Annotated in this window: 12 protein-coding genes; 8 read left to right on the forward strand and 4 right to left on the reverse strand. The window is 46.4% G+C overall.

Going from position 1 to position 14109, the window contains the following annotated elements; translation table 11 throughout:
- The first annotated feature begins 324 nt into the window (after window positions 1-324).
- The 3 genes from SPEA_RS03470 to SPEA_RS03480 all read left to right on the forward strand — a co-directional run bounded on the left by SPEA_RS03470 (window position 325) and on the right by SPEA_RS03480 (window position 3374).
- On the forward strand, window positions 325-2049 hold the full coding sequence (locus tag SPEA_RS03470; protein WP_012153921.1) for a hypothetical protein: 1725 nt from the start codon (window positions 325-327) through the stop codon (window positions 2047-2049).
- Between the two features lie 113 nt (window positions 2050-2162).
- The gene (locus SPEA_RS03475; RefSeq protein ID WP_012153922.1) at window positions 2163-2588 is read left to right on the forward strand and encodes a DUF3010 family protein; all 426 of its coding nucleotides are present in this window, start codon (window positions 2163-2165) and stop codon (window positions 2586-2588) included.
- Window positions 2589-2822: 234 nt separating this feature from the next.
- Window positions 2823-3374 carry a peroxiredoxin family protein gene (locus SPEA_RS03480; RefSeq protein ID WP_012153923.1) on the forward strand — a complete coding sequence of 184 codons (552 nt, stop codon included), beginning with the start codon at window positions 2823-2825 and terminating at the stop codon, window positions 3372-3374.
- 844 nt (window positions 3375-4218) lie between these two features.
- On the opposite strand, the gene SPEA_RS03485 is transcribed toward SPEA_RS03480, so the two are convergent.
- From SPEA_RS03485 to SPEA_RS03500, 4 genes are all read right to left on the reverse strand, one after another.
- Window positions 4219-4398 (reverse strand): hypothetical protein, encoded by a 180-nt coding sequence (locus tag SPEA_RS03485; protein ID WP_041410828.1) that lies wholly within the window; start codon window positions 4396-4398, stop codon window positions 4219-4221.
- Between the two features lie 56 nt (window positions 4399-4454).
- A complete protein-coding gene (locus SPEA_RS03490; RefSeq protein ID WP_012153924.1) occupies window positions 4455-5315 on the reverse strand; it encodes a PA4780 family RIO1-like protein kinase in 861 nt (286 codons plus the stop codon).
- Window positions 5316-5433: 118 nt separating this feature from the next.
- A complete protein-coding gene (locus SPEA_RS03495) occupies window positions 5434-6930 on the reverse strand; it encodes a S41 family peptidase (protein WP_012153925.1) in 1497 nt (498 codons plus the stop codon).
- An 81-nt stretch (window positions 6931-7011) separates the two neighbouring features.
- Window positions 7012-7977, reverse strand: coding sequence for a phospholipase A (locus tag SPEA_RS03500; RefSeq protein ID WP_012153926.1), 966 nt, complete (start codon window positions 7975-7977; stop codon window positions 7012-7014).
- Between the two features lie 409 nt (window positions 7978-8386).
- On the opposite strand from SPEA_RS03500, the gene cobA reads away from it, so the two are divergent.
- The 5 genes from cobA (at window position 8387) to cysC (ending at window position 14060) form a co-directional block, all read left to right on the forward strand.
- Entirely contained in the window at window positions 8387-9202 is an 816-nt protein-coding gene (cobA, locus tag SPEA_RS03505) for a uroporphyrinogen-III C-methyltransferase (protein ID WP_012153927.1), read from the forward strand.
- A 26-nt stretch (window positions 9203-9228) separates the two neighbouring features.
- Window positions 9229-10137: a sulfate adenylyltransferase subunit CysD gene (gene cysD, locus SPEA_RS03510; RefSeq protein WP_012153928.1), complete on the forward strand. Its 909-nt coding sequence runs from the start codon at window positions 9229-9231 to the stop codon at window positions 10135-10137.
- 49 nt (window positions 10138-10186) lie between these two features.
- The gene (cysN, locus tag SPEA_RS03515; RefSeq protein ID WP_012153929.1) at window positions 10187-11626 is read left to right on the forward strand and encodes a sulfate adenylyltransferase subunit CysN; all 1440 of its coding nucleotides are present in this window, start codon (window positions 10187-10189) and stop codon (window positions 11624-11626) included.
- A gap of 2 nt (window positions 11627-11628) precedes the next feature.
- Window positions 11629-13353 carry an SLC13 family permease gene (locus SPEA_RS03520; protein WP_012153930.1) on the forward strand — a complete coding sequence of 575 codons (1725 nt, stop codon included), beginning with the start codon at window positions 11629-11631 and terminating at the stop codon, window positions 13351-13353.
- Between the two features lie 89 nt (window positions 13354-13442).
- Window positions 13443-14060 (forward strand): adenylyl-sulfate kinase, encoded by a 618-nt coding sequence (cysC, locus tag SPEA_RS03525; RefSeq protein WP_012153931.1) that lies wholly within the window; start codon window positions 13443-13445, stop codon window positions 14058-14060.
- Window positions 14061-14109 lie beyond the last annotated feature (49 nt).

The raw sequence follows: 14109 nt of genomic DNA on the forward strand, positions 1-14109 counted from the left end.
TTTTCCGCCAAGGGGCAAAAAAAGTGAGTGCTTTGATTGGCTTGCTAGCGCCTGCTTAATCAAGCGAGTTGTCCCCCAGGTAACCCAGCTATGTTGGCTTACCTGGGGTTTTAAGTTTTTAAGGGCAAACTCCTGCCGTTTCAAGCATTCTTCTGCCACACCTCAAGTCTTGTTCACTTTTATCCTTTGTATGATCCTCATGGGTACAACTGCTTTCATTTACCTCCAGCTGTGATTGGTATAAAACATCAACAATGATGTAGTATGGCTTGGTAATACGATTGAGTTACTCGGAATAATTGAAATAATCAAATGGAGCTTTGAATGAATAAGATGCTTATTGCCGCAGTGGTTGTCGCTGCTGGTGCTGGTGGTTATTGGTATAGCCAGCAAGCAGATCAGGTATCAACTAATGATAATACGGTACTGAGCTATGTACCCGCAGACACTCCGGTGTTTTCTGCCCAGTTGCAGCCTTTCCCGATCAAATCTTATATCAACTCCCTATCAGAATCATATCGGCAATATCCTGCTGGTGCCTTAGATGAGTTCGAGCAAGAGAGCGATGCTAGGGCGAAATTTCTTATAAGCCTTGCCAAGTCGTATATGGCGTCGATGAAAGATGGCAGCACCTTTATTAAGACTTTTGGTTTAGCTGAAGAAATTCGTAGTTACTTCTATACCTTAGGCGCAATGCCTGTGCTTAGAATCGAAGTAGAACATGCCGATGCTATCTGGGCATTACTCGATAAAGCGGAGGCTGAAAGTGGCTTTACCCATACCCAAGCTAACTTAAAAGGCGTCGATTATCGCAGCTATCGCCTCACCGATGAGGCTGAGAAAGAGCAGATAAACTTGGTTGTCGCTGTCCATGATGGCCTGCTAACGACGACCTTAAGCACCTCTTTTAGCGATGCCGTGCTACTTGAAACCGCATTGGGTCTAACGCCTGTCGATAATTCAATTGCCGACGCACATATTATTGAAGACATTATCAACAAACACGGTTTCCTCAACGAAGGGATAAGCTACATCAATCACAAGGAGATTGTGACGGCCTTAACCAGTACCGATGGCAATCAGCTTGCGGGTCAGCTTTCAAAGTTATTTGAAATGAGCAACGAAGATCCTTTTGCCGAGCTTAAAACTCCAGCATGTCAGCAAGAGTTAGCCTCAATTGCGGATAATTGGCCGCGCACCGTTGGCGGATATGACCAACTAGAGATCACCGATACAGAAAGTAGCTTTGGTTTTAGAACAGTCGTAGAGAGCAATAACCTAGTGCTACTCGATGCCTATCAAAAGTTGCGTGGCTACATTCCAGCTTACGTACAAGACAATGCTAATAGCGTGTTTACCTTAGGTGTAGGTATCGACATCAACCAGATGGTGCCATCTTTAACGGCAATTTGGGACGATATGCTAACCCCTGAGTATCAGTGTGGACCACTGGCACAGATGCAGGCGCAAATGAGCCAGCAAAGCCCTGGCATGTTAGGTATGTTCACTGGCATGGCCAATGGAGTGAAAGGCGTTGGTGTATCGCTAATTGATTATAAGATTACTGATGATATCGATAATCCACAGCTGGAAAGCGTCGATGCGGTTGTGACCTTGTCAGCTGATAACCCAAGCATGCTGTTTAATATGGTGAAGCCATTTGCGCCTGAATTGGCAAATGTTCAATTGCCTGCCAATGGTGATGCCATCGAGCTTAGCACTATTATTCCTATGCCTCCTGAGATGAATATTTCGGCAAAAATGGCAATAAAGGGTAATCATTTAGTCCTGTTTGCGGGTGATAAAGGCGAGGTGGTGGCCAATAACTTAGGGAGCGATCCGCTGGTCAATAATGGTCTGATGGTGATGTCAGCCGATTATATGAAGATGTTTAAGCCGCTGTTGACCTTTATCGAGTTGACGGGCGAGCCAGTTCCCGAAGAGCTAGAAATGATGAAAGACTATGATATGCGAGTTAAGTTTAGCCTAGATATCGACCCGAAAGGTTTCGAGGTCGACTCTCAGATGAACTCTCGTTCAAGTGAATAAGCGATTCATGGTAAAGGGTTATTGAGATAGAATCACCTTGCAAAAACGCCAGCCATTGAGGGCTGGTGTTTTTATTTTATCAACAAAATGATAGGCAATACTTTGGAGCCAAGATGACTGCACAGACCGTGAGTGGTATTTTTTTAAAAGCTAATGAAGTTAGGTTAGTCACCTTGACTGGAAGCAGAAGTGAACACCAAGTTATCGCACCTAAGGTAAACAAGTTCAGCCTAGTTAAAAACCCTAGCCAAGCAGAAACCCGTGAGTTTGTTGCCCAGCTACAGGCTTACATCAATGAGCATAATATCTCTAAGCTAGTACTTAATCGCCGCGCAACAACGGGGCAAGGTGCGGGTGGGGCAGGGACTTTTCTGATGGAAGGGGCTATTTTAGCTAGTATTGAAGTTGAGATTGAATTTGTTCACCCTGCAACAATGCGAGCCACAGATAAACGTTGTAGTGAACTCAAACAAGTTAAACCTAAGACCGTCGATTTAGGTAAGGCCTATGATCTAGCGTTTGAGTGCCTTGCCGAGTAACTTGAAGTGGCTAGGGAAATAATTGAGCATCAGCTGGAATATGGCGTATAGCAAAGTACTAAGTTAAAAGAACTAAATTAAAAGTGCCAAGCTAAAAGTGCTAAGTTAAAAGCACTAAATTAAAAGCATTAAGATAGTGTGTAATAAAGCTAAAAAGAACAATACACAGGGAACACTTCTTTAATTTAAGAAGGTGACAAGACTATTTATAAGGTATTTATAAGGTGACAGACAATGATTAAACAGCTTTCAAAACTTGGGTTTATCGCATTACTCCTCCTGCCGTTAAGCGCACTGGCGACAGATCTAAAAGTCGGTGATATGGCGCCTGATTTTAAGTTGCAGGCAACCGATGGCCATTTTTATCAACTCAGTGATTACAGAGGTAAGCAGACCTTAGTGCTGGCCTGGTATCCGATGGCTAATACCCATGGTTGTACATTGGAATGTAAATCGTTAGTGGAGAAAGGTCATCTTATTCGCAAATTCAACGCCGTATATATGATGGCGAGCGTGGATGATTTAGAAGATAACCAAGCGTTCGCGCGTGAGCAAAAAGCCGATTTCCCAATGCTCAGCGACCCAAGTAAAGAGACCGCTAAGGCATACGATGTGCTGAACTTCGTTCGCGTCGCCAGTCGCGTTACTTTTTACATCGGCCAAGATGGCAAGATTTTGAAGATTGATGAAGATATCAATGCTAAAACAGCTGCTGAAGATATTGCGGCGACCTTAGAAGAGCTGAATATCGACAAGGTGAATCAAGAGCCAGTAATACAAGAGTAAACAGCAAATATGGCCAGCCTTTGAATGAAGGCTGGTTACATTTCTATCGGTTGTGTTGCTACATGGTAGTAAGTACTGTGTTATAGCTTCATTGCCGCTAATCGCCTCCAGCGGGGCATGTGCAGACACTTCTGAAGCACGCCGCTAGTACGTCCGTGTAGGCTCAACGAAAACATCCATGTTTTCGACGGCTTCAGCCGTGTCTACACGGTATTGTTGGTGTACTCATTTAGGTTAGAGTTGTTTGATGCCTGACACGGAAATGTCCCAAAGCGTGGTTAACTAACGCATCAATTCAGCGTTAACATCATTTCTTTACAAAGAACTAATCTCACCACGGAGCGCTGCGCTTTCACCAAGTTCGCGGAGGTAAAGATGAAGAGCTTTACTGACCTCGCAGCTCTTCTCCGCGATCTTCGTGTCCTCTGTGGTGAATAGCTTTTGTCCAAAAACGAGCTAGGACTTTAGCCGTAACTCTAAACATTAAAGATTGTGCTGTTCCAACTCGGTGTAGATACGGCTGAGACCTTCGATGGCATGGATGCCATCGTAGAGCTCACATGGACGTGCTTGCAGCGAGTCTCAGAAGTGTCTGCACATAAGGTCGTTCACTCACATCCTTGTGAACACGACATTTGCACATCCATATGCGGCACCGGCCGCAGGCCATTGGAACCACTTTTTTTAGATGCCACTCTCAGCCAAAAGTATATCGAGTCTTTGGGGGCTTTGTTATCAAACGAAGTTTGATTTCGCTTTAAGGGCTAGTCGAGCTGCAAGCTGTTGTCCCCCTTTTGCCCGAGTGTGAGCTGGAAGCTCACGACCTTTATCAAACGAAGTTTGATTATTTCTCTTTTAGAGACAACCGAGCTGCAAGCTCTAACTCACTTTTGTCCAGAAGTAAGTGAGTAAACTCAATATTTATCGCAAGCAATAGAGGCATGTTGATGAGGTAAGTGATCAAGTGTGGATGTGCTTTGACGAACAACACCAAGGCAATAATAAAGCCCTGCAATGGTGACATTGCAGGGCTTTATTAAATAAAAATCAGTCGATTGGCATTAGATGACTAGATTGCTATTAATACTCATCTTCAGTTTCAGCTTGAATGCGCGCTTTACGATCTTGCTCTTCTTCAAATGCTGCTTGGATCTCTGCTAATACCGATTCAATGTCTGCGCTATGTTCACTTTCAACAAACTGGCCTGTTAACTCAGTGTCAGGCAATAAATCACCTGATTCAAACTTGAGCCACATCTCTTGGGCATATTTACTGCGCAGCAGTTCTGGCGCGAATTGGCCATAGTACTGAGTCATATTATTCACATCACGCAGTAGCATACGTTTAGCATTGTTGTTTGCCGCAGCATCGACGGCTTGGGGCAGATCAATAATCACCGGGCCTGTATGATCAAGCAGTACGTTAAACTCAGACAGATCGCCGTGAATAAGGCCTGCACAGAGCATACGTTGCACATCTTTCATCACCAAAGCATGGTGGGCGGTGGCCATTTCGGCAGTCAGACTTACATCGTTTAGTCGTGGCGCAACGTAACCTGCTTCATCGGTGATCAACTCCATCAATAACACGCCGTCGAAACAACCGTAAGGTGTTGGTACACGCACGCCAGCATTCGCTAGGCGAAACAGCGCATCAACCTCGGCATTTTGCCAAGCCTGTTCTTGTTCTTGGCGACCGTAGTTGGAGCCTTTCTCCATGGCACGGGTTCGGCGAGAGTTACGACCTTTACGACCTTCTCGATATTCCACGGCCTTTTTAAAGCTACGTTTATCTGCTTCTTTATAAATTTTGGCGCAGCGAACATCGTCGCCACATCTAACAATGTAAACATCGGCTTCTTTGCCGCTCATTAATGGACGAATCACTTCGTCAATCAGTCCTTCATCAACCAGAGGTTGGAGTCGTTTTGGGGTTTTCATTGGGCTCTTATACCTTAGTTAGCCGATTGATGGAATGAATTCGTTTAGAATCATGGAAAAATATGTTCGAATTCGCCGAGTTGGCAGGATTAAACGCACTTCACTCAATCCCTGTTACTCAGGGGGCGCGATTAATATTGGCCGTGGAAGTTTTGGCTAACCATTTCTCGGTAATAAGTTCGTCAATATTATGCTTTCGAAAGGCCTGTTGTTGCAGCTGGAGTTCCGGGTCTATCCCGACTCCTGAGAGTAGCTGACCGTTAGTCTCGTAGACCAGAGCCGAGCTAAATTGAATTTTGATCCCACTGTTTGGCAGGGTGAAACGGTGCAGGGGGCTAAGGCTGCCGCGACTTGTTTCACCGATTAGAGATACTTGAGGCCACTGCTTTGATGCGAGGGCTAACCACTCACACTCTTGTTCGCAGCTAGCATCGATTCGCAGAAAAACCTGTAACCCAGCTACTGTTGTCGGTGCTTCATCGAATGTGGGGCGTTTACGTATAAGGTAATCACTAAATGGTGAGTCTTGAATTAAATCATTATCAAAGCCTCGATTGTTAAGTTCGATTTGTTCAAAAAAGCTTAACTGCTCCATAGGGGGGTATTGACTGGCTATACGGTCGGCTCTGGCGGTGGCAAAACGTTTGTATTGCAGTACTGCGATGGCCTGATGTTTAAATTTGTTATCGACATAGCCATCACCATCGTTACCGACAGCATGGCTAAAGTGTTTACTTAGCCATGCTGTGAGTTGCTGTTGTGGCTGCTTAATCTCACGTATGTCGATAATCAAAGCTGAAGATGGCGAGCCGATATGGTCATCTGCTTGCTGTGAGGTTAGTTGATGGGTCAGGCTTAGCAAGGTCTCGGCATCGACCTGTGAGGGTAAGCGAAAAATTTGAGCTTGGCTTGTGCTTGCCTTATCTTGCTTCACAGGCACTTTGGTTTGTAGCTTGTTGTGTTGCACTAAGCTCAGCGAACGCTGCACGCTGGTTTCGCCATCGCTAAGGGTTATCACAGACTCATTGCTGGCTCTAAGACCTATCTCTGCTCTAAGTTGGCCAATTTGCTTTATCCAAGTTGCTTGCGCCACGCTGGAGTGTTTTAGGGCGTTAGTCAAATAGTGCTGGCTTGCCTGTACCCAGCGGCTAATCGGGATCCCATCTATGTGTGACAGATAGGGGAAGTCTGGCTCCATGAGCCTGCCTTGTGGGGTGAATGCTTGCCAGTTTTGACCATCAAATATTGGCTCGAAAGGAAGCATTTCGAGACTGGTGGAATTATGAGCGAGAGCAATGGCTGCGGGGTCATTGAGCTGGCTAAGTAGTTGCTGTAGCTGTTGTTGTAACAGGGTTGAGTGATTAAAGCCGCTAGCCTCTAGCATCAGTCTGCTTGCAGTTTCTGTGATAGTGATAAGGCGCTGAGGTTCAATGGCGGCAAACGCCGAGTGTTGCTTAGTCGCTTCGAGAAACATAAGCAGATCTTGCTGATATTGCCTATGATTGAGCTCGGTTTTGATCTGTTTGGGGAAGAAAAGCTGGTAGCTGAGTAGGGCAGCACTCAAGCTGATAACTAGGGTGAAAGCGCCAAATATGCTTTTATAGCTCAAAGTCATAACCATCCTTGTTAAGGCAGGCTGAAAGCTTATACTTTTAGCCTGCTAAAGACGCTTTTGATATCGAGCTAACCTAGTCGATTATAAGATGTCGTTAATCGAAACCCCGATACCTATGCGCTGATTATGTACATTGTAGTCGATTAAACTTTCACCGTAGCCATTAAAATATTGAGTATAAAGCCTTAAGTTACCCAAGATTGGGTAGCTCCAGGTGAATTCAAGTGCGCCATAGTTAGGCTTTTGAATATAGTTACGAACCATCAGGGTGAACCTGTGTTCGCCCAAGCCGTATACGCCAGTGAGTTCAAGATTGCCCATATAGTCGGTGATATCAGGGTTATCATCGCCTTTGGGTGACTCAGGGGTTTCCTTTTCATCTTCAGGTATGCGCCACCATGCCTTAGCTTCTAGTGCGAAGGGGCCGTTATCAAATACCATGGTGCCGTATAAACGGTTCCAGCTGCGTGAACGCGAGCCAGACTGACCGTTTGATTGATGCACGGCACCAAAACCCCAAAACGAATTTTTCAGTGGTCCAAGTTGCCAGTCGTTGGTAAAGATCATAAAGATCTCGGGCTCATGGTTAGTCTCTCTAAATGGCGAGGAGATCTCTTTGTTGTACACCTGCCAATAGGACTGATTGGTATAGGCCGCAAACAAGTGGCCATTATCGCCAAAGACGTTATGCCAAAGTGGAAACTTAAAGCTGATTTGAAACTTGGCTTCCATATTATCTAAGGTAAACGGATGCTCGGCTGCTTCTTCTGCAAAAGGTGCCATATTGGGCGAGGCACTGTAAGTCACGGGGAGAATATAATTCACCTTATGGGGGGTGATGACATAAGGCAGATCATCAGTTGCGCTTTCTTCCAAGATCCGTTTATCAACCAAAGACACCTCTTGCTTGGGCTTCACTTCAATCTCGGAATCACTCGCTTCAGTTTCGCTTTCTTCACCCTTGTTAGTTTGGGTCTCACTATGAGCATAAAGGTTAAAAGAGCAGCACAAGCCTATGGCTAACAGTCGCGCAGCTAATTTGTTCATCGTATTCCCTGAATTTATTTAAGCTGTTTCTTCTTATGTGGCAGATTCTACCTAGCCGCCTGTCGTATTAACAGTTATTCAGCAAATTAGTAACTGGACGTCTATCGCTTTTGCTAAGGATTAACTTGAATCAAGCTCATATTTCTTAATTAAAATGCCACCAACATTAGACCTAAATGCAATAAGTTAGTGCTAAAAGTCACCCAAGGACTCTCTTTCTTTAATCAACTAGTTGGACGAATAGATTTAACTCTTTATATACAATGTGTTGCATGGCACATAACTGTTTTTGTTCATGCTGGCACATCGCTTAAATAACAAAAAGTTATAACAACTAATAAATATCTATTTATTATGGAATAAGGAGGCGGCTATATTTCAGTACAAGAAATCACAGTGAGGTAGCGCTATGGAGATTGTAACTTTACCGGGTCAAGCCGCTGGAGGAAAAGTATGGCTAGTGGGAGCGGGTCCTGGTGATGTCGATCTGCTGACGGTAAAAGCCTATCGGGTGCTGCGAAATGCCGACGCGGTACTTTACGACGCGCTCGTTAGTGAAGAGATCCTTGCGCTAATCCCCAAGCATGCTGAGAAAATAGCCGTTGGTAAACGAGCAGGCCTTCACAGTGCGGCACAAAGCGAGATTAATCAGCTACTGGTGACCAAGGCCTACACTCGCAAGAATGTGGTGCGCTTAAAGGGTGGCGATCCATTTATTTTCGGCCGTGGTGGTGAAGAGCTAGAAACTATCGTTGCTGCGGGTGTTGATTTCGAGGTTGTGCCAGGTATTACCGCTGCAAGCGGCACGGCAGCATATGCTGGTATCCCATTAACCCATAGGGATTACGCTCAAGGCGTGAGCTTTATTACCGGCCATTACAAGTTAGAGAGCCGACCTATGGATTGGCAAAGTTATGCCAATCCTAATAATACCTTAGTGATCTATATGGGGATCTTAAACGCAGGGCTAATCAAGCAAGGCTTGCTCGATGCGGGGAGAAAGGCTGCAACGCCTGTGGCCATCGTATCGAAAGCGACCACGAGCCAGCAGCGGGTCTTTATCGGTAGCTTAGACAATATAGACGAGCTAGCCAGCCATCCAGAGCTTGTTATGCCTGCTTTGATGGTTATCGGTGAGGTGGTTGAATTAGCCGATAGCCTAAATTGGTTTACGCCACAGGCAAACCAGATTAAGCATTCTGATTTAGCTGCACAAATTAAATAATTGATTGAAGAAAACGGAGAATTAGCATGGCCGCGAAAGAGTTAAGCCATTTGCAACAACTGGAAGCTGAGAGCATTCAAATCATCCGCGAAGTGGCGGCTGAGTTTGATAACCCAGTCATGATGTATTCCATCGGTAAGGACTCTTCTGTGATGCTCCATCTAGCTCGCAAAGCTTTCTATCCAGGGAAGATCCCATTTCCTTTGTTGCACGTAGACACAGACTGGAAATTTAAAGAGATGATCGCCTTTCGTGATGAGCAGGCGAAAGAGTTTGGCTTTGAACTCTTAGTTCACAAGAACCCTGAAGGTCTGGAGATGGGGATCAGCCCATTTGAACATGGCAGTGCTAAGCACACCGACATCATGAAGACCCAAGGCCTAAAGCAGGCGCTGAATAAGTATGGCTTCGACGCCGCCTTTGGTGGCGCGCGCCGCGATGAAGAAAAGTCTCGTGCGAAAGAGCGTGTCTATTCATTCCGCGACAAGCACCATACTTGGGATCCTAAGAACCAGCGACCAGAGTTATGGCGTACCTACAATGGTGCGGTCAATAAAGGCGAAAGCATTCGCGTATTCCCACTGTCGAACTGGACTGAGCTGGATATTTGGCAATATATCTATCAAGAAAATATTCAATTAGTGCCGCTGTATTTCGCTCAGAAGCGACCTGTTGTTGAGCGTGATGGCATGATGATAATGGTTGATGATGACAGAATGCCATTGGCTGAAGGCGAACAACCTAAAGAGGAATTGGTTCGCTTTAGAACATTAGGTTGTTACCCGCTCACAGGTGCTATGCATTCAGAGGCCGACACACTTGAGAAGATTATCGAAGAGATGCTACTGACCCGCTCGAGTGAACGTCAGGGCAGGCTTATCGATTCAGATCAGAGTGCGTCGATGGAACTGAAAAAACGTCAGGGGTATTTCTAAGCCCATTACATCACAGATGAATGTGGATTAAGAATTCTAAGGAATCATTATGAATCAAGCAGTAAATAATAACGCGCGCCTGGCGGCAGAACTTGAAGATTTAGGTGTGAAAGAATACCTATCACAACAGCAGCATAAAGGGCTATTACGCTTCTTAACTTGTGGCAGTGTCGATGACGGCAAGAGTACCCTAATCGGCCGTTTGCTACATGACAGTGCACAAATTTATGAAGACCAACTGGCCAGTCTAAAGAGTGACAGTGCCAAGTTGGGTACAACAGGTGAAGAGGTCGACTTAGCCCTGCTGGTGGATGGTCTGCAAGCGGAGCGCGAGCAGGGCATCACTATCGATGTAGCGTATCGTTATTTCTCCAGTGACAAGCGTAAGTTCATTATTGCCGACACCCCGGGTCACGAGCAATACACTCGCAACATGGCTACAGGTGCTTCGACTTGTGACTTAGCCGTACTCTTGGTCGATGCGCGTTATGGGGTACAAACTCAAACACGTCGTCACGCTTTTATCGCATCCCAGCTAGGTATTCGTCACTTTGTTGTGGCAGTAAACAAGATGGATCTGCTTGGTTTCGATGAGAAAGTCTTTAACGATATTCGCGCTGAGTTTGCCCAGTTTGCAGAGCAGTTAGGTGATATCGAAATTCGCTACGTACCCCTGTCAGCCTTAAAAGGTGACAACGTCGTCGATGCCAGCTGTCAAACTCCTTGGTATAGCGGCGGCACCTTACTAGAGCTACTAGAAACGATTGATACCCGTCGTGAACTTAACAGCCTACCAGTGCGTTTTCCGGTGCAATATGTACAGCGTCCAGATCTGGATTTTCGTGGCTTTTCCGGCACGCTGGCATCGGGCGTAATTAACGTCGGTGACGAGTTGGTGGCACTGCCATCGGGCAAGCGCAGCAAGGTTGCCCGTATTGTGACCTTCGATGGTGATCTGCCGCAGGCGATTGCGGGCCAAGCGGTGACCTTAACCCTTGAAGATGAGATTGATATTTCAAGAGGCGATCTGTTGTCGCAGGTAGCTGACGCTCCAGCATTGGCTAACCACGTAAGCGCAGATATCGCTTGGATGGATGAAAAACCACTACAGCTAGGTCAGTTGTATGATCTAAAAGTGGCAGGTAAAAAGCTGCAAGCGAGCGTAGTCAAAATTGAATATGTGGCCGATATTAATACCTTAGAGCATAACGACAGCACTCATATTGGCCTTAATGATATGGCGCGAGTTACGCTCGAACTGAATGAGTCAATTGCTATCGACCCTTACACCTTGGTGCGTGATACTGGCGGCATGATCTTAATCGATCGCCTGTCTAACGCGACGGTTGCGGCTGTCATGGCAGTATCGAGCACCAAAGAGCAGAAAACCGCTCAGCAATACAGTGAATTTGAGCTAGAGCTTAATGCGTTAATTCGTAAGCAGTATCCTCACTGGAATGCGATCGACATCAGTAAGGTCGAGGGTTAACAGTGCCTGAATTGTGGGTGTTATCGTGCATATTGTTTGCCTTAGTCATCGCCTTAATGGCGGGGCTATGGACACCTGCTGCGCTGTTTTTTATCGCATCGTTAACCACTTACCTGCTTGGCATGGTGGAGCTTGAAACTGCGCTTTCAAGTTTTACCAATGCCAGCTTAGTCACTTTAGTGCTGTTGATCATGTCGACAGCCGCGCTAGAGAAGACATCGCTCCTTGGCAAGTTGAGTCAAGTGATAGGGCGAGGCTCATTGGCATCGACCATGGCAAAGCTTGGTATTTCAACCGCCTTGCTGTCATCGTTTACCAATAACACCGCGGTGGTGGCTTCGCTCATTGCTGTTGTGCGTAGAAACCAAGCCCATGCACCGGCTAAGTTGTTACTGCCACTGTCTTACGCGGCGATTTTGGGGGGCACTTTGACCCTGATCGGCACCTCGACCAATTTGATTGTGAACTCCTTTGTCGAGAACGCGGGCTTGGTGCCTTTAGGCTTTTTTGAGTTTTCCATGATTGGCATAGTGATTGTCACCGCCGGCGTTGGTTTATTGGTGCTATTAGCCAATTGGCTGCCCGATAGACGCGATGAGAGTCTGGATGAAGCCTTGCCCTATCTGCTCGAAGCCAGAGTGGCGAAAGAGTCAAAGTTGATAGGCAAGAGCGTACAAGATAATCGCTTACGCGCGCTGAAAAAACTGTATCTGGTTGAGCTTGAGCGCAGCGGCATTCGCATCTGCCCGGTGCCGCCTCACTTGGTACTGCAAAGCGAAGATATTTTACGCTTTAGTGGCGCGGTGGAATCGGTTGAATTGCTGCATCAATTCGACGGCCTAGAGTGGTTTGGTAAACAGCAGGCAAAGGGACAGAACCTGATAGAAGCGGTACTAGCACCGAGTTCAACCTTAGTCGGTCGCTCATTAAAGCAGTCGACCTTTAGAGAGAAGTTTGATGGTGCAGTACTCGCGATTCGTCGCGGTCATCAACCTTTAAAAGGTGGTCTTGGAGACATAGAGTTACAAGCGGGAGATGTGCTACTCGTCACCCCTGGAGATGGTTTTTGCAGTAACACTAAGTTGGCATCAGAGTTTGCCGCCGTAAGTGGTTTAGATTTGAGTGTCAGGCTGGATCCTCGCCGCAGCCAATGGGTACTAGCTGGCTTTCTAGTGACGATTTTGGCCAGCCTCACAGGTGTCCTCCCTTTGGTTAAGGGGCTTATTTTGCTCTTGATGAGCTATATCGCCATCGGGGCGGTGAGTTTATCTGAACTGAAAAGGCGTTTTCCTTTCGAGCTGGTGGTCATAGTCGGCAGCGCTTTAAGCCTAGCTAATCTGATGCTCTCGACTGGACTTGCCGATGACATCGCCTCATTTATCTTGGGGGCGATTAATGGCTACGGAGTATTTGCAGCGTTTGTGGCCGTGTATTTTATGACGCTGCTACTGACAGAGCTTATCACCAATAATGCCGCTGCGGCGCTAGCTTTTCCGGTCGCTTATGCCATCGCCCTGAGTTACGGCGTCGATACTCGCCCGTTTATTTTAGCAGTGGTATTTGGCGCCAGTGCTAGCTTTATTTCGCCCTATGGTTATCAGACCAACTTGATGGTCTATAACGCGGGCAACTATCGATTTAGTGATTTTGTACGTGTTGGACTGCCGTTGTCGTTGCTGTACTCGGCAATTGTATTGTTATTGGTACCCGTGTTTTTTCCATTTTAACTTTCTCCATTTTGGGGAACGGATAGACGTCTGCTTGGATGGTGTGAGCGCATCTAGCTATTGTATAGATTATATTTTTGGAGTTTTTTATGTCTGATATCGTTTGGCACCAGCACAGTATTGATAAGCAGTCTCGGGCAGACCAGAAGGGACAAAATCCTATTCTGCTATGGTTCACAGGGCTTTCTGGATCAGGGAAGTCTACCCTAGCTGGCGCGTTAGAGCGTGCCTTATTCGATGCTGGTTTTCACACTTACCTGCTCGATGGTGACAATGTGCGTCATGGCCTGTGCAAAGATCTTGGCTTTAGTGCGGATGATCGCGACGAGAACCTGCGCCGTGTCGGTGAGGTGGCCAAGCTCATGGTCGATGCAGGCCTTGTGGTGCTGTCGGCCTTTATCTCACCAACACGGGAAGAGCGTGAGCGAGTGCGCGCCTTGTTCGATCAAGGTCAATTTATCGAGGTGCATGTATCTACGCCGATTGAGGTGTGTGAAGCCAGAGATCCTAAAGGCTTATACAGCAAGGCTCGCGCGGGAGAGATTAAAAACTTCACCGGGATCTCGGCGCCCTACGAAACCCCTACAGCTGCCGAGCTGACCATAGATACCAGCAAAGGGGACTTAGCCACTCAAGTGAGTGCACTTTTAGATTATTTAGCGGCGATTCAGGTGATTGACTCAGAGAAGCTAAAAAAAGCGGTTTAGCGGTTTTATAGCGATTCAGATTTATCCCAATCTTAGTAAGTCATTATAA

Source organism: Shewanella pealeana ATCC 700345 (genome assembly GCF_000018285.1).
GTDB lineage: Bacteria > Pseudomonadota > Gammaproteobacteria > Enterobacterales > Shewanellaceae > Shewanella > Shewanella pealeana.